Below are 19,446 nucleotides of genomic sequence, written 5' to 3'. Positions count from 1 at the left end.
TCCCCCCTCCCTTCTTCAAGAGAGGGGTCGGGGGCGGGTTTCTTGCTTCCTACTGCCCCAGACAAAAACCGCCGAAAACGGAAAATGCGGAAAATGTCCGCACACCATTAATAATTCAGCACTGTAATCCCAAACTAATCTCAAATCCCGAAAACCTTCAGAGCCGCATCCACCACTCCCTCCAGACCGCGCGAGACACCGCCCCGCCGCCCCGCCATCGGCGCCTCCTCGGCAATCAACAGCCCCTCGCCCGCCGCCACCCGGTCCTTCAGCAAAGGCTCCTGCCCGAACAGATACGGCAGGAACGTCTCGGTCCGCCCCGTCGAATACGCCAACCCCGCCGAAAACCCGATCAACTGGTCGTGCCCGATACTGCGACCACCCCGTGCAAGCTCGATCCGGACCCCGCGCCCGCCTTTCAAGATCACCTGCGCCGGGCCATGAAACACCAGGAACCGCAATTGCCACGTCAGCCAGGCGTTGAGCGTCCCCAGCCGCCAATGGCTGGTAATCCGCATCGGCCGGGCCACTGCCTGTACCACCCCGACCAGCGCCCGCGGCTGCAACACGGCCGCCCCGCCCTCGGGCAATGCCAGCATCACCACCTCGGCAAAGGCATCCCGCGTCGCCGAAACCGTCGTCACATCACCTGGCGAGCCAGCCCGCACCCGCGTCAGGAACGCCAGCCCCGAAGCCAAGCTCGAAACCGGATACCGATAATCGAGCAGCAACCGTGTATCCTTGCTGCCGCCGTGCGAAATCGTCTGGACGAACCCCTGTTTGACCAGCAACTCCTCGCCCGGCGCCAGCACCACCGGCTTCGACACTGCGGACCGCCCCAACGGCGGTGCAATCGGCGCGGCGCGCTCCAGCAACCTGATCGGCTTCTGCAGCGAAGCGAGTGGTGCCAGCACCCAATAGAACAACGTCCGGATCGCCAACGGCAACAGGATGATCCCCGCCAACGCCCACAATGCTGGCCGCAACACCTTGTCGATTCCCAGCTTCTGGTACCAGCGCCGCGCCTCGCCCTGCAAAGTCGCCTCGAGCTTCGCCCGCTGGTCCGCGGAAACCCGCGTCAACGGCGCCATCACTCCCTCAAGCGCGTCGATCGCCACCACCGGCGTCGCCAATGCCTCGACGTCGTGCACCATCCGCCGCTGCGCGATCAGGGCATCGCGGCTGCCGATCGCCGCACCGCGCAGCTTTAAATTCTCGGCCCGCCGCTCGGCATAGAATTCAGGTAAATTGGTCACCCCGCCCATGTCGACCGCATAGCGATCGAGCACCGACCGCGACTTCAGCACCTGCAACCGCTCCCCATCCGCCGCATAGCTCACCGCCAGCTCGGCAATCCGCCGCTCCTGCGCCGCGATCCGCGCGTCATACCCCGCCCGCTGCTGCAACGCCGCCCCGCGATCCGCCAGATTGCGTCCCAACGCCTCGAGAAACGCGATCTCCTGCTGAAGGACCGCGCGGTTCAAGTCCCGCTCGACCACCTGTACAATCACCCCCTGCAGCGACTTCATCATGTCGAGTGCTCCCGGCCGAGCACTCCCCAGCGCCGCCAGTTCGCCCCGCGCCGCCCCCAGTCGCCGCGCCACCGCCGCCTGCGATCCAAGGTCGGCCGCCGTCACCGCCGTAACCGCCTGGCCGCGCCGGGCGTCGACAAAACCGCGCAGCTCGCGTTCCGCACCCTCGAGCCTTTGGGCCCGCGCCTGCATCCCGCCATCCGCCGACGAGTCGACCCACGCCGCTGCTGTCAACGCCGCCAACAGCAGCACGAACAGGATTAGATGCCTGCCGATCCAGCGCAAAATCCCGCCGATGATCACACGGTCAGTACCAGCCCCTCGGCCGGATCGATCCGCCCGGCCGCGAGCCCTCGCCAATGCCCTGCAACCGCCTCGGCACCGTCAGCCTCGATGATCTCCACCCACCCCGTCGAAGCAATAAACCGCCCCCAGGCTGCCGCCAGCCGCGCCTCGAAACCCGCCGGACCCCATTCCTTGACCCGCTCGACGATCACCGTCGGCGCAAAAAACATCTTCGCGGCAACGCCCGGCAAATCATTGGAATTGGCCATGTCCCAATGCGTATCGCCCACCACATGGCTCTCGATCAACCGCTCCCCCAGCGCCACATGCACCGCATGCCGAACCGCGCCATTCCCCGAAAAATCGACCAGCGCCACCGGCCCGTCGCCCGCCAAATCCGCTACATCACTATATTCGACCACGTTATCGTAATAGCCCGTCGCTTCGACAAACGCCCGGTTTGCCGCCGACGTCAGCCCGATCACGCGTTGGCGACCCTTGGCCGCCTGCGCCAACCCCAACGCCGTCTTCGACGAGGCCGACGTCAGTACCAAAGTCTGTGCCAGACTATCCGCCAGCATCACATCGAGGACGAACGACGTCGTATAGAGCGGCCGAAACAGCGCCTGCACCGTCTCCGGCCCATAAGCATCGCTCGCCGGCACATAATTGTTATAGACGGGCGGCAATGCCAGCCGGTGCGCCCCCACATCACTGAATCCGCGCGCGCTGACCTTGCCCGGCAACAGCACCGCATGGCTCGCCATCGGCCAATACCCGTAGAACCGCTCTCCAACCGCGACGCCCTCGGCGCGGCTTTCGGCGACCACCGCAAAACCCCAGACCGGCACGATGCCAAACCCCGCCGGCGCCGGAAAAAAGCCCCAATACCCCATGTCCACGCCGTGCGCCGCATAAGTCATATTGTTGGCGGTGAGGGCAAACCGCTCGATCCGAAACAACGCCTCGCCGTCCTCGATAACCGCGCTGCGATCGATTGCCGCGATCACACCGAGATCATCCCGCCGCACGTGCAATTCGGTTATCATTACCGCGAACTCCCCAGCCACCACCACCGCATCGCGCGCTTCCCGCACGCCGTCAATTCCAACCGGCTTTGTTCTATCTTTGTTCCGTTAGACATGCTAGCCAGCACCATGCCCCTAACGCCACCCCGCCCCGGCCGCGGCGCCACCCAAAACACGCTGTCCAGCCGATTCGACGACCGCGGCCGCGTCATCGACAACGACTGGCGCGACGACTGCGAGATCGTCGACGATGGCGCGCCGCCGCTGCGCACGACTGTCACCGTCGAGCATCCCAAGACGATCCTGACCCGCAACACCTCCCCCGACATCGCCTTCGATCGCTCGGTCAACGCCTATCGAGGCTGCGAGCATGGCTGCATTTATTGCTTCGCCCGTCCGACCCACGCCTTTCACAATCTCTCGCCGGGCCTCGATTTCGAAAGCAAGCTGTTCGCCAAGCCAAACGCTGCCGCGCTCCTCAAGACCGAACTCTGCAAGCGAGGATATGTCTGCAAGCCATTGGCAATGGGCACCAACACTGATCCCTACCAACCCATCGAGCGCGACTGGCGCATCACCCGCAGCTTGCTCGAACTTCTCGCCGACTGCCGCCACCCGGTCACCATCACCACCAAGTCCGACCGAGTCACCCGCGACATCGACCTGCTCGCCGCCATGGCGGCCGACCGCCTCGCCGCGGTGATGATCTCGGTCACTTCGCTCGACCCCGCCACAGCGCGCAGCCTCGAACCCCGCGCCCCCGCCCCGCACCGGCGCCTGGCCGCCATCCGCAAGCTCTCCGCCGCCGGTATCCCGGTCTGGATTTCGATCTCTCCGGTCATCCCTGCCATCACCGACCATGAGACCGAAGCCATTGTCGCCGCCGGGGCCGAGGCTGGGGCCATCGGCGCCTTCACCTTGCCCGTCAGGTTACCAAACGAAGTCGCCCCGTTATTCCGCGACTGGCTCGCCGCTTACCATCCGGACCGCGCCGCCCGCGTCATGTCCCACATCACCGAAATGCGCGGCGGCCGCGACAACGATCCCGATTTCCACACCCGTTTCCGCGGCCAGGGCCCCTATGCCGCGCTGATGCGCCAACGGTTCGAAAAAGCCATCGCCCGCCACGGCCTCACCAACGCGCGAATGAACCTCGACTCCACCCTCTTCCGCCCCCCAACCGACCAGCTAACCCTATTCTAAGCCACAGCTCTTTTGACCGTCACCCCGGCGAAGGCCGGGGCCCATCTCCCGCCCGCTGCCACAGGGAACCATCCCGAGCACCCCAAATCCACCTAAATTCCCGGGAACTTGAAATCCTTGTACCGCTCCCGCAATTCCGTCTTCAGCAACTTCCCCGTCGCCGTATGCGGCAAATCCGTCACCACAAGCACTTCATCCGGCATCCACCATTTCGCAATCTTCCCATCCAGATAATCGAGAACACCCTGTTTCGAGACAGTTGCACCCTCTTTCTCACGCACCAGCAAAAGCGGCCGCTCATCCCACTTCGGATGCGGCACCCCGATCACCGCGGCCTCGGCCACGCCAGGCGCGCCGACGGCAGCATTTTCGAGATCGATCGAACTGATCCATTCACCCCCCGATTTAATCACGTCCTTCGATCGGTCGACGATCTGCATATACCCCAGCGGGCACAGCGTCGCGACGTCGCCCGTATCGAACCAGCCTTCGGCATTGAGAACGTTGCCGCCATCACCCTTGAAATAGCTGCCGACGATCCAGGGCCCACGCACCAGCAATCGCCCAAAGGCTCGCCCATCGCGTGCCAATTCTGCCCCATCATCACCGACGATCTTCATCTCGACGCCGTAAATGCCCCGGCCCTGCTTCACTCGATACCCGACCTGTTCGTCGTAACCCATTGCCGCAACTTCGGGCAATGCTGTTCCAACCGTCCCCAACGGCGACATTTCGGTCATTCCCCACAGTTGCATGACGCGCACGCCCTGCTTGTCGAACGCCTCGATCATGCTGCGCGGCACCGCCGACCCGCCGATGCACGTCCGCTCCAATTTGCCCAAGCCGCCACCATGCTTCTCCAGATGCTGGAGCATGCCCAGCCAGATCGTCGGCACCGCCAGTGCCAAGTCGACATCTTCGTCGATGATCAGCTTCTGCAATGTCGGCGCGTCAAAATGCGGCCCGCCCATCACCAGCTTGGCGCCGCAAGCCGCCGCCGTGTACGGAATGCTCCAGGCGTTGGCGTGATACATCGGGGCGATCGGCAGCACCGCGGATTGCGCCCCAATGCCGAACGTGTCGGTCATGCAAGCGGCCATCGCATGCAGGACATTGGACCGATGGCTGTATTGCACGCCCTTCGGATTGCCCGTCGTCCCGCTGGTGTAGCAAAGCCCCGCCGGCGCCTTCTCATCGACGATCGTCCACGGCTCATCGGCCGGTGCCGCCGCCAGGAGGTCCTCGTAGCACAGCAAATCCAGCGGGCTTTCTACCGGCATGTGCGCCCGGTCGGTCAGCAGGACGAAATGCTCGATTGTCGTCAACCGCGGTGCCAATCGCTCGACCAGCGGCACGAACGTCAGGTCGAAAAACAGTACCCGGTCTTCAGCATGATTGGCGATGTAGACGATCTGGTCGTCGAACAGCCGCGGATTTATGGTGTGCGCCACCCCGCCCATCCCCGAAATGCCGTACCAGCTTTCAACGTGCCGATGCGTATTCCACGCCAGCGTCGCGACCCGATCACCGACCGAGATTCCCATCGTCCGTAACGCCGACGCGACCTGCATGGCGCGATGGCGGATCTCGCTCCAGTTGCTGCGATGCTCACCACCCTCGCAGGTCAGGCTGACGACCTCGCGCCGGCCATGATTGCGCGCGGCATGATCGACCAGCGTTGAAACCAGCAGCGGCCAATCCTGCATATTGCCGGCCTGCCCGATCCCCGGCTGCCAGGTTGCGCTCATCGAAATCTCCCCAAGAAATTGTTACCGCCCTTGTGGCCCTTTGCTGCTTTGTTGACAACAGAACAGAACAGGAACATAGAAAGTGGCACAAGGGGACAGGCCAATGACGCTTCTCGCAACAATTGTGACGATGATCGCTTTCGCTGCGGTTTATGCAGCGGTCTTGGCCATGCTGGCGGCGCGTACGCCCGACTTGGCGGCCGCGCTATTCCGTCGCCCGCTTGGTCAACTCGGCGCGGCAAGCCCAGCAGCGGCCTCGCGGCGCTTCAGCCGGGCATAGCTCCGCACTGCGAACGGGACCGATACCGCATAGGCGACACTGACCAGGGTCAACGTCATCCACGGCGCCGAGAACAAAGCCCCGGCAAACAGACCAATGCCTGCCAATGCCGGCAGCCGCTGCGACCGCCGTAACCGTACCGCGCCCCAGCCATAGGTCGGCAGGCTCGACGCCATCAGGAATGCCGTGCTGAGCACCATCACCGAGACAAGCGTATACCGCACCCGCATGTCATCGAGCAGCGCCGGCTCGAGCCAGAACGTCAGGAACAACGGGCTAAGCGTCAAGCCGGCCGCGACCGGCGCCGGCACCCCGGTTAAATAACCCGCCCGCTTGTGCGGTTGATCGGCCGAATCGATCTGCGCATTGAACCTTGCCAACCGGAGCGCGCACGTTACCGCATGGGACAGCGCAATTACCCAGCCGATGCCCGGCAAATATTGCAACGACCACAGGTACACGATCAAAGCCGGCGCCACGCCGAACGCCGTCACATCAGACAGCGAATCAAGTTCAGCCCCGAAACGACTGTCACCTTTCAATAATCGGGCAATCCGTCCATCGACACCATCGAGCACCGCGGCCACGATGATCGCCCCGACCGCCTTCTCCCACTCACCGGCAATTCCAAAGCGAACCCCGGTCAGGCCAAAGCACAGCGCCAGTACCGTCACCGCATTCGGGATCAGCGCCCGCAGCGGTATCCCGCCCGGCAATTTCCGTTCGCGAAGCGGCTCCCGAGGCAGTGTCACTGCGCCATGCCGCGCGGTGGCCGCTCAGGATCCCCGATACGCGCCAGAATCGTCTCGCCGGCGACGGCCCGCTGCCCCACGATCACGGCCGGCACATACCCCGCCGGCAGAAATACATCGACCCGGCTGCCGAAGCGGATCAGCCCGAACCGCTCCCCCGCCGACAGCCGCGCGCCCGCCTCGACGAAGCGCATGATCCGCCGCGCCACCAGGCCGGCGATCTGCGTAAACGCCACCTTGGTCCCCGCCGCATCCTCGACAATGAAATATTGCCGCTCGTTGTCGTCGCTGGCCTTGTCGAGATCCGCGTTGAGGAACTTGCCCGGCACATAGGCAACCCGCGTCACGACGCCCGCGATCGGAGAGCGATTGATATGCACATCGAAGACATTCATGAAAACCGAGATCCGCGTGCATGGCCCTGGCGGCAACCCGCCTTCGCCAGCCAGTTGCCGCGGAGGCTCGACGGTGGTGATCAGGCTGACCAACCCGTCGGCCGGCGACACGATGATCCCGGCCTCCTGCGGCGTCACCCGGATCGGATCGCGGAAAAACGCCGCGATCCACACCGTCAGCCCGGCCAGCAGCCAGGCAATGGCACTCCATCCGAGCACGAACCCCGTCACCAGCACTGCCACGCCGGCAATCCCCACGAACTTGCGCCCCTCGGGATGCATCGGCGGCAACTTGTACTTCGCCGATTCACCCGGCACGATGGGAAGTGGCCGCTCGGGAACGGTTTCGATTTCGGTCGGAATTTCGCTGCTCATGCCTGGTGCTTTAGCGGGCTGGCACAGCGGGTGCAAACTCTCGCGCACGCTTCCCGGCTGACATCGCCCGCGCCCTTCGCTACCAGCACGCCATGATCACTTCCCTTCTCGTCTTTTGCGGCTCGCGCGCCGGTCATGATCCCGCCCAGGCGGCGCTCGCCGCCGACCTCGGCGCCCTTCTCGCCCAGCGCGGCGTCACCCTCGTCTATGGCGGCGGCGGCGTTGGCCTCATGGGCATCACCGCCCGTGCCGTCCTCGCCGGCGGGGGCAATGTCGTCGGGATCATCCCCGAAGCCTTGATGACCGCCGAAATCGCGCAAGCCGGCCTCACCGAAATGCACGTCGTCACCACCCTGCACGAGCGCAAGGCACTCATGCACCTGCGCGCCGACGCCATCCTCGCCCTGCCCGGCAGCATCGGCACCCTCGACGAACTGTTTGAATCGATCACCTGGCGCGAGCTCGGCATTCACGACAAGCCTGTGTGGCTGCTTGGCGCCAACGATTATTGGGCGCCGCTGCTTTTTCTCCTGCAGCACATCGCGGACCAGGGGTTCGCCCCGCCCGATCTCGCCCGCCTTGCCGAAAATCTGCCCGACTTGGCGGCCCTCGCCGACATGCTGCCGCAAAACTGTTAGGGCCCAACCGGGCAGTTTCATCGCCGCCTTTCTTGACCCCCCGGCCACCATGCCCCTAGAGCCTCGCTACACAGCAACCGCAGCTTATTCCCCGAGGAACCCATGGCGAAAATCAAGGTCCAGAATCCCGTCGTAGAGCTCGACGGCGACGAGATGACCCGGATCATCTGGCAATGGATCCGCGAGCAGCTGATCCTGCCCTATCTCGATATCGACCTGATCTATTTCGATCTGGGCATCGAGCACCGTGACGAGACCGATGACAAGGTTACCGTCCATGCCGCCAACGCGATCCGCGAGCACGGCGTGGGCGTCAAATGTGCGACCATCACCCCGGACGAAGCCCGGGTGAAGGAATTCGGCCTCAAGCGCATGTGGAAATCGCCAAACGGCACCATCCGCAACATCCTCGGCGGCGTCGTCTTCCGCGAACCGATCGTCATCAAGTCCGTCCCTCGCCTCATCCCGGGCTGGACCGACCCCATCGTCATTGGTCGCCACGCCTTTGGTGACCAGTATCGTGCGACCGATTTCCTCGTCCCCGGCCCCGGCAAGCTGGTGATGAAATGGGTCTCGCAAGATGGTGAGGAAACCATCGAGCACGAAGTCTTCGATTTCCCCAGCTCCGGCGTCGCCATGGGCATGTACAACCTCGACGATTCGATCCGCGATTTCGCCCGCGCCTGCCTCAATTACGGCATCGCTCGCCAATGGCCGGTCTATCTGTCGACCAAGAACACCATCCTCAAAGCCTATGACGGCCGCTTCAAGGACCTGTTTCAGGAAATATACGATAACGATTTCAAGGCGCAATATCGCAAACTTGGCATCGTCTATGAACATCGCCTTATCGACGATCTTGTTGCCTCGGCCCTGAAATGGTCGGGCAACTTCATCTGGGCGTGCAAGAACTACGACGGCGACGTCCAGTCCGACATGGTCGCTCAGGGTTTCGGCTCGCTCGGCCTGATGACCTCGATCCTGCTCACTCCCGACGGCAACACCGTCGAGGCCGAAGCCGCGCATGGCACCGTTACCCGCCACTATCGCATGCACCAGGAAGGCAAGCCGACCAGTACCAACCCGATTGCCTCGATCTTCGCCTGGACCGGCGGCCTCAAGCATCGCGGCAAGCTCGACAATACCCCGCAGGTTACGGCCTTCGCCGAAACCCTCGAGCGTGTCTGCATCGAAACCGTCGAATCGGGCGCGATGACGAAGGATCTTGCTCTGCTCATCGGACCCGACCAGGCCTGGATGACTACCGAGAAGTTCTTCGAAGCAGTCCGCGCCAATCTCGACAAGGCGGTTGCTGCCGGAATCTAGTCAGGCAGCACGCCGGACGGCAGGGGCGTGGCCCCTGCCGTCGATTTGATCGCGGCAAAACTGTGATCGCGGGCTGAGCCCGAGACCAAGCTGCTTCTGAAAGCCCCGCGCCATGCGCAGACTAATTGCCATCGTCACCCTGCTCGCGGCCACGCTTTCCGCCCCTGCGCTTGCCTGGGGCCTGACAGGCCACCGCATCGTCGGGGCCCTTGCACAAGACCATCTCGATGCCCGCGCCCAAGCTGGCGTCTCCCGCATCCTGGGGACCGAAAGCTTGGCTGAAGCGGCGCCCTGGCCTGACTTCATGCGCTCGAGCTCAGAAGCGTTCTGGAAACAATCGGTTCCGTTGCACTATGTTACTGTTCCGACGGGCAAAAGTTACGCCGAAGTCGGTGCGCCGTCCGAGGGCGATGCCGTTACCGCGCTGGCCAAATTCACAGCGGTCGTTCGCAATCCCGCTTCCTCGCTCGCCGACCGCCAGCGCGCCTTGCGCTTCATCATTCACATCGTCGGCGATCTCCATCAGCCCCTCCACGTCGGCCGCCCGGGCGACAAGGGCGGCAATGACGTCAAGGTCAGCTTTTTTGGCGATCCGACCAACCTTCACACGGTCTGGGATTCGACCTTCATCGACCGCGAAAAGCTCTCCTACACCGAATGGGCGAACTTTCTTCGCGTCCGCCAGACTCCGGACAACCTCGACGCCTGGAGCAACCCCGATCCGCAGGTCTGGATCGCCGAAAGCGCCGCCGCGCGTGAAACCATCTACCCGGTCACGCCGGATCTCGGCTACGCCTATGTCTTTGAGCACAAGGCCACACTCGACCTTGCTCTCGAACGCGCCGGCATCCGCCTCGCCGCCTATCTGAACTGGATTTTTGCCTCGCCATCTCGGCAACGCTGACCGAGCCTTTCGCGTCAGCGATAAGGCGGACGGTGCAACCCCTTGGGACTGAGCGTGAAAATTTCCGGGCCTGCTTCGGTGATGCCGATCGAATGCTCGAACTGGGCCGACAGCGAGCGATCGCGCGTCACTGCTGTCCATTCGTCATCGAGGATTTTCACGCCCGGCTTGCCGATATTGATCATCGGCTCGATGGTGAAGATCATCCCCGGTCGCAACTCGGGCCCGGTACCGGGGCGTCCGTAATGATGGACATCGGGCTGGTCGTGATAGACGAGGCCGACGCCGTGACCGACGAAGTCGCGCACCACTCCGTAGCGATGCTTCTCGGCATGTTGCTGGATGGCGTGCCCGATATCGCCGAGATGGTTGCCGGCGACCGCCTGCTCGATACCGAGGGTCAGGCATTCATAGGTGACGTCGATCAGGCGCTTGGCCTTGATCGGCGCCTCCCCGACGATGTACATGCGGCTGGTATCGCCGTGCCAGCCATCGAGGACAGCGGTCAGGTCGATATTGAGAATATCGCCCGATATTAGCGCCTTGGAACCGGGTATGCCGTGGCAGACGACATGGTTTACCGAGATGCAGGTCGCGTGGGCATAGCCCTGATAGCCGATGTTGGTGGGGACGGCGCCGGCACCGACAATGGCGTCCCGGACGAAATCGTCGAGTTCTCCGGTGCTGACTCCGGGCACGACCAGCGGTACCAGTGAATCGAGCGTCTCGGCGGCAATCCTGCCGGCCCGGCGCATTCCCTCGAACGCGTCGGCGCCGTATAATTTTATGGCGCTTGTCCTTGACCGCGGCGTATCCCCAGTGACGTCGAGATAGATGGTCATTGCGATCCGATAGTAAACTCCTGCCAGAATTGCCAGCATGGCAGGCGCGCGCTGCCAGCACTAAATAACATCGTTACGCTCGCGATCGCCGATTGCGGCCGGCATTGTGCTGGCTACTCAAGCGCTCTCTGATCAAGTCACTGGAGACCAACATGAAATATTATGGCGCGCCCGATCCGGCTCCCAATCCGCGGCGCGTCCGGCTGGTCATTGCCGAGAAGGGCATCGACTTGCCCGAGCTCAACATCGACCTGCGCAAACGCGAGCACAAATCGGCCGAGCATCTGCAGCGCAATACGCTTGGCCAGGTACCGGTGCTCGAGCTCGATGACGGCACGATGATCACCGAGAGCGTTTCGATCTGCCGCTATCTCGATGCGATATACCCCGAGCCGCCGCTGTTCGGGACCAACCCGGTCGAATCGGCGGTCATCGACATGTGGACGCGGCGGGCCGAACTGCGGGTCATGATTCCGGTCAGCAATTTCTGGCGGCATGCGCATCCGTTGACGGCGTCGCTGATCGACCAGAACAAGGCGTTCGGCGAATCCAATCGCGGCGTGCTGGCGGATACGATGAAGTGGTTGGACGGCGAATTGGCGGCTGGGGCCGGGTATCTGGCCGGGCCGAACTTCACCATGGCCGATATCACACTGCTCACAATCGTTGATTTTGCGGGCTTTATCGGCCTTGTGCCGCTCGAGAACGTGCCGGCCGTGCAGCGTTGGCATGAGCTGGTCTCGGCGCGGCCGAGCGTTCGCGGCGGGGCGCGGTCATGACCACGGCGCGGCAGATCCATCTTGTCCGGCGTCCCATGGGGATTCCGGTGCCCGATGACTTTGCGCTGGTCGAGGCCGATATCGCCGACGCTGGCGAGGGCGAAGTGCAGGTTGCGGCGCTGTGGATGTCGGTCGATCCCTATATGCGGCCGCGGCTGGATGCCGACCAGGCGCTGGGCGAGCCGATGATCGGCGGCGGTATCGGGCGGGTCGTCCAGTCGCGCAATCCACGGTTTGCCGAGGGCGACCTGGTCCGCCATGGGTTCGGGTTTCGCGAACTTTTCACGCGCGATGGCAAGGGTTTGCAGAAACTTGCTCCCGATCCGGAGCTGCCACTGTCGGTCTATCTCCATGCCCTTGGCGGCACCGGGATGACGGCCTATGGAGGATTGCTGGAAGTCGGTGCGCTCAAGGACGGCGAGCAGGTGTTCGTTTCGACGGCTGGCGGCGCGGTCGGATCGGTGGTCGCGCAGATCGCCAGGATCAAGGGCTGCCGTGTCGTCGGGTCGACCGGGTCGGATGCCAAAGCTGCCTGGCTGCGCGATGTCGCTGGGCTCGATGCAGTGATAAACTACAAGACGCAGCCGCTTGCCAAGGCGGTTGCCGAGGCCACGCCGAAGGGCATCGACGTGTATTTCGAGAACGTCGGCGGAGCGCACCTCGATGCGGCGCTGCAGCGCATGAATGTTCATGGCCGGATCCCGGTTTGCGGCATGATTTCAACGTATAACGGCGGCGGTGAAGGCGTGCAAAACCTGTTCAAGCTGATCTATGGCAAGGTCCGCATGCAGGGGTTCGTGGCGAGCGATTTCGGTCATCTAGCCGCGCAGTTCGTTGCCGACATGACGGGTTGGTTGAAGGATGGCCAGATCAAATACCAGGAGACGGTGCTCGAGGGGTTCGAGGCGGCGCCGGAGGGGTTGATCGGGCTGTTCGAGGGACGGAATAGCGGGAAGATGTTGATCCATATTGCTGATTAGGGTTTGGCGCATTCTCGGACGTCGAGGTGCTTGGTGGCGCGATGGATGCTGAAACGAGTTCAACATGACGAAAACTTTGTTTAATCTATCTGGTTCTTTTGGTCAAGGTGGCGAACGCGGCCGTAGCGGGTGCGTTCGAACCACCAGAGCGTTGCCGACACCAGCAACCAGGCGATGAACCATGGCCATGACGAGCCGCGTCCGAGGGCGGCGTCTTCGTTTTTCTTGGGAATAACAGATGTTTGGAGACGCCAGGTTGCAGCCTGGGTGTCGCCCGCGAAAGTGTTGGGGGCGACGTAGAAACTCGTTCCAGCGGTGCCGTGCCAGCCGGTTTCCGTTGGATAAAATGCGGCGCAAGTGGGGATGGAGGGTTCGGGGATGAGAACCGTCGCGCCGCCGCTCGGGCTTAACACGCTGGCGGGTAATGATATTTTGCACAGGCTGAGGCGTTCGGCGGTGCCGGTGATGTTTGGTGTGGTCGTCGACTGCGGACGGGCGACGGCGCCGAGGATCTGGCTCCACAGCGCGGCGTGGCGGGTGCTTTGTCCGGCGATTACAAGGGTATAAAGGTCGGTGATCGGCAATAGTCCGATGCGGCCGCGTCCCAGGCTGCGCCAGTTGGCAATTGCGGGATTTGCGGGGTTTTCGAGCAGTTTCACGGTATCGCTGGAGGCTGCCACCGGGCTTTGGCGGGTTAGTTGCAGGGCGGTTTGCGCCTCGGAACCGGATTTGGCGGATATGCCGGGGGCGGTGCGTAGGGAAGGCTCGGTCGTTTCGCCGATCGGCAGACCTAGGTTCGCCCATTGACGGCGGGTTTCATCGGCGATCGGCCCGGTAATGCGGAGGACGACACCGAGGCCGGAGCGGACCGCCGAAATGACGTTGGCGCGCCCCCCTGCCCCGAGGCCGGCCCAGCTGCGTTCGTCGAGAACGAGCAGGTCGAGGCGCGACAGGCTGGACGGGTCGAGCCGCGCCGGGGCGTCGCCGACATCGAGGCCGGCGCCGGCGGCGATGCTGGTCGACAGCTGAACGCCGGCGTCGGTCGCCCAGCGGCGCAGATATTTGAGATCGGGGCCGGCCGATCCGGCGACGACCAGCATGCGCGGGGGTGGCTGGACGGCGGCGACGATCGGGACCGGATGAGTTTCGGTGATGGCGCCGGCGCGATCGCGCAGGCGCAGGCTGAAGTCGGCGGGACCGGCGACGCGCGCAGTGCCGGCGAGGGTGAATTCGCCGGACGATGACAGGGCGGCGGTGTCGACGGTCTTGCCCGAGGGGTCGAGAAGTTCGGCACGGCCGCCGGGGGTGCCGATAACGCTGCCGCCGATGCGGAAACCGGCACCGGGGGCGACCTGGCCGGGCAGGCCGAGCGCGGTGAGGCCGGGCGGTAGCGGCGCCGGGTCGAACGCGAGCGGCAGCCCGGCGGCGGCGGCGCGGTCGCGCGGCGGCAGGCCGTGGCCGATGATGCGCAGGCCCGACGTTCCCGGATGGCGGCGCAATGCGGTGGCGAGATCGGGGACCCGGACGGCGCCGGGCAGGTCGTGTGTCTCGGGCAGCGCGACGAGCGCATCGCCGGCGGCGAGTGCATCGAACCGCGGCGCGCCGGCGGTGGCGACGACCATGGTTCCGGCGGTGCCGGCGAGCGGCGGCGGCACCAAAGTCAGATAGAGCAGCCCGGCGGCGAGGGGTTGCAGGATTACCAGCAGGGCGAGCCGCCAGCCTTGCGAGCGGTCGGCGGGGGCAGCGCTGCGTTGCCACAGCGCCAGCCGGAGCCAGGCGAGCAGGACGGCGGCGGACAGCAGCGCCGGTAGCAGCATCTCGGATAGCGCCGACGATCCGGTCATCGCAGGGCATCCAGATAGCGGCGGCCGGTTTCATCGGCGGCCGGGCGGCGCGGAATCTGCGCCGGGGGCGTTTTCATGGCGGCCCAGAGGAGCCCGCGGAGCTGGCGGCGGCAAGGCTGGCAGCCGCGGTCGCGTTGGACGGCGTCGATGGCGGCGGCGAAGGCGAGCGGGTCGGCGACGGGGTTGTTCGCCACCCACGCCTGCAGGCTTTCGAGGTCCGCCTCCCCTGCCCCTGCGCCTGCCAGCGCCCGCCAGGCGGCGGCCGGGACGGCGCCCGGGTCGCCGGCCTCGCGCCGCGGCGGCGCCAGCGACGGCTGGCCAAGGTTGCGCCGGTCGCCGGTCAGGCGCCGCGTCGGATCGATCGGCGGCAGTTCGGGACCTGTTCGCGACAGGTAGATCCGCGACGCCTGCTGGACCTTCTTGATGAGCTCGAGCGCGGTGTACGCGAACGGCAAGGCGATCTCGGGCGCCGCCTGGCGCAGGTTGCGTTCGCTGTCCCACATCGCGTCGAGGGCCTGGCGCAGGGTCTCGCGGGTGACGGGGTCGGCGATGGTGGCGCTTTCGTCGCCATGCTCGTGGCCGTATTCGGCAAGGACGTCGATGGCCTTGCCGAAGCCTTTTTCGGGTGCGGCATGGCCGTGGCCGTCATCGGCGGCGTGACCGGCGGGGAGTGCGGGGGCTTCGGTTTTCTCGGCGGGTTTGTCGGCGGGCTGGGGCGCGTCGTTGGTCGGCAGGCTGTCGTTGACGGGAAGGCTGGGGGCCTCGCTGCTCTCCTCGCCGAGGAACTGGCCGTAGCGCATGCGCAGGATGCGCTGGTCCTCGCCGAGCGCGTCGGAGCGGGCGGCGAAGCGTTCGGGCGTGATGCGGCGCTTGTCGCGGAGCAGGGCCTCGGCGTCGATGATGATCTGGCGTTGGCTGCGGAAATAGGCGGGTAGCACGGTTTTCACCATGCCCTCGAGGCCGCCGGCTTGCTGGCCGAGGTTGGGGGGCCAGCGCAGGATGAGGCTGGGGCTGCGGACGGTCTGCGGGTTCGGGGCGCGATTGTCGGTGACGATGAGCTGGGCGACGATGTCGTTGCCGGGGGTGAGACCGAGGGCGGCGATGGGCAGGTTGGCGGTGAAGCGGCGTTTTTTCGGGGGGCCGGCGCCGGTCAGGGCGGCGGTGGATTCGCGGAAGGTGATGTTTTCGCCTTCGCCGCTGGTGACGATTATGCGGAGGCGCGCGGTGGGGGTGATGGCGTGGTCGTCGGTTGCCTCGAAGGTCAGGGGCCAGCGGGGTTGGGAGGGGGTCATCTCGGTGAGGGTGCGTTCGGGGGTGAGGACGCGGATGATGGGGGGGGAGTCTGGGATGGCGTTTATGCGGTTTAGGGGGGTGGTGGTTTGGGAGATTGGGAGATGGGCCCCGGCCTTCGCCGGGGTGACGGCCAAGGGTGGGCTGACGGTTGGTTCCCGGGTAGTGGGCGGGGTTTGGGTGGCCGACGCGGCTCGGAAGGCGGGCGCGGTGTGGGTGATGCGGTAGAGCATCGAGCGGTCGAGGGTGCGGGTGGCGGTCCAGGTGGTGCCGGTGCGGGTTAACGGGATGGTTTGGCCGGTCAGGAGGGTGAGGCTGGCGGCAGTTGGTTGGGGAGCGAAGGTGAGCGTCCAGGTCAGGCGGGAGTTGATGGGCGCGCTAGCGGTTAGGGGTTGGGATTCATTCGGATTTTGTGGGGTCCCCCACCCCGCTCGGCTGGCGCCGAGTCGCCCTCCCCGCAGGGGGGAGGGAGAGGTTGTGACGGTGCGGGTTTGGAGGCCGGTGTAGGCAGGCGGGGTGATGCGGAGGGTTTGCGAGATCAGGCGCGGTGGGCCGGAGGGGGTGGTGGCTGCCGGGGTTGGGGCGAAGGGGGCGGTACCGTCTGGGCCGGGCCAGAATAGCGCGGCGGCGGTGAGGGCGAGGCCGGTCAGCCAGGCGGCGATGATGGCGTGGGTGGTCCAGGCGGGGCGGAGTTGGGTGGCGGTTTCGGTTTGGAGGCGGGACTGGAGGCGGGCGCGCTGCAGGGTCTGGAGCGGGTTGAGGGTTGCGGGATCGGCGAGGAAGAGGTCGGCGCTGTCCTCCATTTCGGGGCGGGTGGAATCGAGTTCGCGGGTTAGCCAGCGGCTGTTGAATTTGCGGGCGCGTTGGGCTGCGATGGCGGCAGTTAGCGCAAGGGTTGCGGCTAGGGTGAACGCGGCGGCGATGGGGCCTTGAGCGCGCCAGGCGAGGGCGGCGGCGGCGAGCGCGAGGGGGGCGCCGATGGCGAAGGTGTCGGCGGTGCTGCGGGCTCGGGCGGGGCGCGACCATGCAGCGGTGAAGGCGTCGGCGGTCATGGGGCGACGGCTCGGGTGCGGCGGGTGGCGAGCCAGCGTTCAGTGATGAAGGCGAGCGCGATGAGCAGGGCGAGCCAGGGTTGCAGATCGCGGGCGGGTTGCGGCCAGGGGGGAGCGCCGGTGCTGGGGGCGAGGTTTTCGGCGGCGATGCGGGAGGGTAACTGGGCTGGCGGGCCGAGTAGTGCGGCGAGTTGGTGGGGAAAGTCGGGATCGCGGAGTTGGGGGATTTGCGCGGGGGTTAGCGGGCGGGTGAAGCGGATGAAGCGGCCTTTGCCGAGGGTCTGTCCCTCGGCGAGCGGGGCGGCGATGGGGTCGCGCCAGAGAGTGATGGCGGGGGTGGGTTCGGCGGGGGTCTCGTTGGTTACGAGGGCGGTGCCGCCGGCGGTGATCCAGTCGCGGACTGCGGTCGGGAGGGGGCCGGGGGTTAGCCAGACCAGGATGGTGGGGGGTGTTGGGAGGGGGGCGTTCGGAGGAGTGATGTCGTAGCTGGCGCGGGCGGTCCAGGCGGCGGCGGCGGCGCGGAGGGTGCGTTGGCCGCGGTCTAGGCCGGTGGGTTGGCGGATGCTCAGGTGGGGAAATTTTGCCGGTGGTGGCGTGGTTGTGGGCATTTCGCCGGGGGCGATTTTCCAGGTTATCGGGCGCGAAAGGTGGGGGCGTTGGGGGTCGGTGCCCTGGAGGATTTGGGGGACGATTATGGTCAGGGGGACGCCGGGGGCGAGTTCGGAGTCGAGTTGGCGGATCAGGGAGGAGATGTTGGGGCAATTTGGGACAGCCCCCTCTCCCGGCTCGCGGAGACGCGAGTCCGACTTCTCCCTCGAGGGGAGAGGTGACGGAAGTGAGGACCCCTCACCCGGGCCGCGTGACGACGGGTCTCTCGCCTCTCCCGCAGGCGGGAGAGGTGAAGACAAGCAGGTGGGTTGGGGTTCGGTGGCAGGGGGAAAGCCATCGGCTAGCCAGATGTTGCGGCTGCCTTTCGCCGGAGGGCCGGCGTTGACGCCGGGGAGGGCTGCGACGACGGGGGTGGTGTCGGCGCTGCCCGGGAGGATGGGACGGGCTAGCCAGATTGCGATCAGGGTTAGGAGGATCAGGCGGGCGATCAGGAGCGGCCATTCGTCGAAGCGAATTCTGGACTTCGGACGGGGTTTTTGGCGGAGCCAGCGGAGGGCTGCGAAATCGGTGGGGACGGCCTCGCTGCGGCGGGCGAGGTGGATGGCGAGGGGGATGAGAACTGCGAGGAGTGACGCCAGGGCGGCGGGAAGGAGGAGGGCCATCAGCGGTATTCGGCGGCGGACTGGCTGCCGAACAGGCGGCGGAGGGGGGTGTCGAGGGGCTCGTCTGTGAACAGTGCGGCGTGGCGGATGCCGAGGTGATCGAGGCGGGCGTGGCGTTCGGCGCGGGCCTCGGCGAAGCGGGCGAGGTATTCGGTGCGCAGCGCGGTGCCGTCGCCGAGGAGTTCCTCGCCGGTTTCGGGGTCGCGGAAGCGGTAGCCGCCGCGGAAGGGGAAGTCGCGTTCGTCGGCGGTGAGGACCTCGATGCCGAGGACTTCACGGCGGGCGCCGGCAAGACGCGCGGCGAGATCGAGGACGGCGGGGTCGAAGAAGTCGCTGATGATGACGACGAGGTCGTGGGCGCCGATGCGGTCCCAGAGCGGGGTTAGCTGGGCGAGGTTGGGGAAGTTTCCTGCCGGTTTCAGGGCGTGGAGGTCGAGGGCCAGGCGGTCGCGTTGGCGGGCGCCGGTGCCGGCGGCGAGGAGCTTCAGCCCGGCGTCGGAGAGGCCGATGAAGCCGAAGCGGTCGCCTTGCTGGAGGGCGAGTTCGGCGATGCTGGCGGCGAGGCTTTTGGCGGCATCGAGGCGGGGGTTGGCGGGGGTGGCGACGTCGGTCTGGGACATGGAGGCGCTGGCGTCGACCAGGAGCCAGACGGCGAGTGGGCTTTCGCGTTCGGATTCGCGGACGAAGAAGCGGTCGGAGCGGGCGTAGAGCTTCCAGTCGATGGTGCGCGGTTCGTCGCCGCGTTCGTAGGCGCGGTATTGGGCGAATTCTAGGCCGGCGCCGCGGCTGCGGCTGTGGTGGAGGCCGAGGCCCTGGAGGTTTACCGCGTTGCGGGCGGTGAGGCGGAGGGATTTGAGGCGGTTGCGGACTGCGGGGGGGATCAGGAGCGGAGTCACTTTTGGGGGGCGCGGGAGATGGGCCC

Annotated in this window: 16 protein-coding genes; 6 read left to right on the top strand and 10 right to left on the bottom strand. The window is 65.6% G+C overall.

The genetic code is table 11. From position 1 onward, the window contains the following. Window positions 1–140 precede the first annotated feature (140 nt). Window positions 141–1,835, bottom strand: a complete 1,695-nt coding sequence (locus IEW98_RS03475) for a hypothetical protein (protein WP_188761547.1) — start codon at window positions 1,833–1,835, stop codon at window positions 141–143. Beyond that, complete coding sequence (locus IEW98_RS03470; protein WP_188761546.1) at window positions 1,832–2,914, bottom strand: DUF2855 family protein; 1,083 nt, start codon at window positions 2,912–2,914, stop codon at window positions 1,832–1,834. The genes IEW98_RS03475 and IEW98_RS03470 overlap by 4 nt, the downstream gene beginning before the upstream one ends. Before the next feature lie 60 nt (window positions 2,915–2,974). Between IEW98_RS03470 and IEW98_RS03465 the strand changes: the two genes are divergently transcribed. Beyond that, window positions 2,975–4,048: a PA0069 family radical SAM protein gene (locus tag IEW98_RS03465; protein ID WP_188761545.1), complete on the top strand. Its 1,074-nt coding sequence runs from the start codon at window positions 2,975–2,977 to the stop codon at window positions 4,046–4,048. 92 nt (window positions 4,049–4,140) lie between these two features. Here IEW98_RS03465 and IEW98_RS03460 read toward each other — a convergent pair whose 3' ends face one another. The 3 genes from IEW98_RS03460 to IEW98_RS03450 all read right to left on the bottom strand — a co-directional run bounded on the left by IEW98_RS03460 (window position 4,141) and on the right by IEW98_RS03450 (window position 7,598). Beyond that, window positions 4,141–5,796 carry a long-chain fatty acid--CoA ligase gene (locus IEW98_RS03460; RefSeq protein ID WP_243450536.1) on the bottom strand — a complete coding sequence of 552 codons (1,656 nt, stop codon included), beginning with the start codon at window positions 5,794–5,796 and terminating at the stop codon, window positions 4,141–4,143. Window positions 5,797–6,021: 225 nt separating this feature from the next. Then, window positions 6,022–6,822, bottom strand: a complete 801-nt coding sequence (locus IEW98_RS03455; RefSeq protein ID WP_371870749.1) for a CDP-alcohol phosphatidyltransferase family protein — start codon at window positions 6,820–6,822, stop codon at window positions 6,022–6,024. A gap of 2 nt (window positions 6,823–6,824) precedes the next feature. Then, window positions 6,825–7,598: a phosphatidylserine decarboxylase gene (locus IEW98_RS03450; protein ID WP_188761544.1), complete on the bottom strand. Its 774-nt coding sequence runs from the start codon at window positions 7,596–7,598 to the stop codon at window positions 6,825–6,827. A 92-nt stretch (window positions 7,599–7,690) separates the two neighbouring features. Here IEW98_RS03450 and IEW98_RS03445 point away from each other — a divergent pair, with 92 nt between their 5' ends. From IEW98_RS03445 to IEW98_RS03435, 3 genes are all read left to right on the top strand, one after another. Then, on the top strand, window positions 7,691–8,236 hold the full coding sequence (locus IEW98_RS03445) for an LOG family protein (RefSeq protein ID WP_188761543.1): 546 nt from the start codon (window positions 7,691–7,693) through the stop codon (window positions 8,234–8,236). A 102-nt stretch (window positions 8,237–8,338) separates the two neighbouring features. Beyond that, the gene (locus IEW98_RS03440; protein ID WP_188761542.1) at window positions 8,339–9,562 is read left to right on the top strand and encodes an NADP-dependent isocitrate dehydrogenase; all 1,224 of its coding nucleotides are present in this window, start codon (window positions 8,339–8,341) and stop codon (window positions 9,560–9,562) included. Window positions 9,563–9,674: 112 nt separating this feature from the next. Next, the gene (locus IEW98_RS03435; protein WP_188761541.1) at window positions 9,675–10,466 is read left to right on the top strand and encodes a S1/P1 nuclease; all 792 of its coding nucleotides are present in this window, start codon (window positions 9,675–9,677) and stop codon (window positions 10,464–10,466) included. A gap of 14 nt (window positions 10,467–10,480) precedes the next feature. On the opposite strand, the gene map is transcribed toward IEW98_RS03435, so the two are convergent. Then, window positions 10,481–11,308 (bottom strand): type I methionyl aminopeptidase, encoded by an 828-nt coding sequence (map, locus tag IEW98_RS03430; protein ID WP_188761540.1) that lies wholly within the window; start codon window positions 11,306–11,308, stop codon window positions 10,481–10,483. A gap of 152 nt (window positions 11,309–11,460) precedes the next feature. On the opposite strand from map, the gene IEW98_RS03425 reads away from it, so the two are divergent. Further along, window positions 11,461–12,087: a glutathione S-transferase family protein gene (locus tag IEW98_RS03425; protein ID WP_188761539.1), complete on the top strand. Its 627-nt coding sequence runs from the start codon at window positions 11,461–11,463 to the stop codon at window positions 12,085–12,087. Further along, window positions 12,084–13,067 (top strand): NADP-dependent oxidoreductase, encoded by a 984-nt coding sequence (locus tag IEW98_RS03420; protein WP_188761538.1) that lies wholly within the window; start codon window positions 12,084–12,086, stop codon window positions 13,065–13,067. The genes IEW98_RS03425 and IEW98_RS03420 overlap by 4 nt, the downstream gene beginning before the upstream one ends. 80 nt (window positions 13,068–13,147) lie before the next feature. Here IEW98_RS03420 and IEW98_RS03415 read toward each other — a convergent pair whose 3' ends face one another. From IEW98_RS03415 to IEW98_RS03400, 4 genes are read right to left on the bottom strand one after another with little or no spacing between them, the layout of a single operon-like run. Continuing rightward, window positions 13,148–14,911, bottom strand: coding sequence for a carboxypeptidase regulatory-like domain-containing protein (locus tag IEW98_RS03415; RefSeq protein WP_188761537.1), 1,764 nt, complete (start codon window positions 14,909–14,911; stop codon window positions 13,148–13,150). Continuing rightward, the gene (locus tag IEW98_RS16705; RefSeq protein ID WP_188761536.1) at window positions 14,908–17,253 is read right to left on the bottom strand and encodes a DUF4175 domain-containing protein; all 2,346 of its coding nucleotides are present in this window, start codon (window positions 17,251–17,253) and stop codon (window positions 14,908–14,910) included. Before IEW98_RS16705 ends, IEW98_RS03415 begins: the two co-directional genes overlap by 4 nt. Continuing rightward, window positions 17,250–18,524: a BatA domain-containing protein gene (locus IEW98_RS16115; RefSeq protein WP_207792495.1), complete on the bottom strand. Its 1,275-nt coding sequence runs from the start codon at window positions 18,522–18,524 to the stop codon at window positions 17,250–17,252. Before IEW98_RS16115 ends, IEW98_RS16705 begins: the two co-directional genes overlap by 4 nt. After that, window positions 18,524–19,420 (bottom strand): DUF58 domain-containing protein, encoded by an 897-nt coding sequence (locus IEW98_RS03400; protein ID WP_188761535.1) that lies wholly within the window; start codon window positions 19,418–19,420, stop codon window positions 18,524–18,526. The genes IEW98_RS16115 and IEW98_RS03400 overlap by 1 nt, the downstream gene beginning before the upstream one ends. Between the last annotated feature and the right edge of the window lie 26 nt (window positions 19,421–19,446).

The sequence above is a fragment of the Sandarakinorhabdus glacialis genome, from assembly GCF_014643455.1.
Taxonomy (GTDB): Bacteria; Pseudomonadota; Alphaproteobacteria; order Sphingomonadales; family Sphingomonadaceae; genus Sandarakinorhabdus; species Sandarakinorhabdus glacialis.
The sequence above is the reverse complement of the archived record's forward strand: the minus strand, read 5'-3'. Positions and strand labels throughout refer to the sequence as shown.

Excerpts from the sequence above, each read along its gene's own strand:
- IEW98_RS03465 (WP_188761545.1), top strand. The coding sequence starts at position 2,975 with ATGCCCCTAACGCCACCCCGCCCCGGCCGCGGCGCCACCCAAAACACG.
- IEW98_RS03460 (WP_243450536.1), bottom strand. The coding sequence starts at position 5,796 with ATGAGCGCAACCTGGCAGCCGGGGATCGGGCAGGCCGGCAATATGCAG.
- IEW98_RS03450 (WP_188761544.1), bottom strand. The coding sequence starts at position 7,598 with ATGAGCAGCGAAATTCCGACCGAAATCGAAACCGTTCCCGAGCGGCCA.
- IEW98_RS03445 (WP_188761543.1), top strand. The coding sequence starts at position 7,691 with ATGATCACTTCCCTTCTCGTCTTTTGCGGCTCGCGCGCCGGTCATGAT.
- IEW98_RS03440 (WP_188761542.1), top strand. The coding sequence starts at position 8,339 with ATGGCGAAAATCAAGGTCCAGAATCCCGTCGTAGAGCTCGACGGCGAC.
- IEW98_RS03435 (WP_188761541.1), top strand. The coding sequence starts at position 9,675 with ATGCGCAGACTAATTGCCATCGTCACCCTGCTCGCGGCCACGCTTTCC.
- map (WP_188761540.1), bottom strand. The coding sequence starts at position 11,308 with ATGACCATCTATCTCGACGTCACTGGGGATACGCCGCGGTCAAGGACA.
- IEW98_RS03425 (WP_188761539.1), top strand. The coding sequence starts at position 11,461 with ATGAAATATTATGGCGCGCCCGATCCGGCTCCCAATCCGCGGCGCGTC.
- IEW98_RS03420 (WP_188761538.1), top strand. The coding sequence starts at position 12,084 with ATGACCACGGCGCGGCAGATCCATCTTGTCCGGCGTCCCATGGGGATT.
- IEW98_RS03415 (WP_188761537.1), bottom strand. The coding sequence starts at position 14,911 with ATGACCGGATCGTCGGCGCTATCCGAGATGCTGCTACCGGCGCTGCTG.
- IEW98_RS16705 (WP_188761536.1), bottom strand. The coding sequence starts at position 17,253 with ATGACCGCCGACGCCTTCACCGCTGCATGGTCGCGCCCCGCCCGAGCC.
- IEW98_RS16115 (WP_207792495.1), bottom strand. The coding sequence starts at position 18,524 with ATGGCCCTCCTCCTTCCCGCCGCCCTGGCGTCACTCCTCGCAGTTCTC.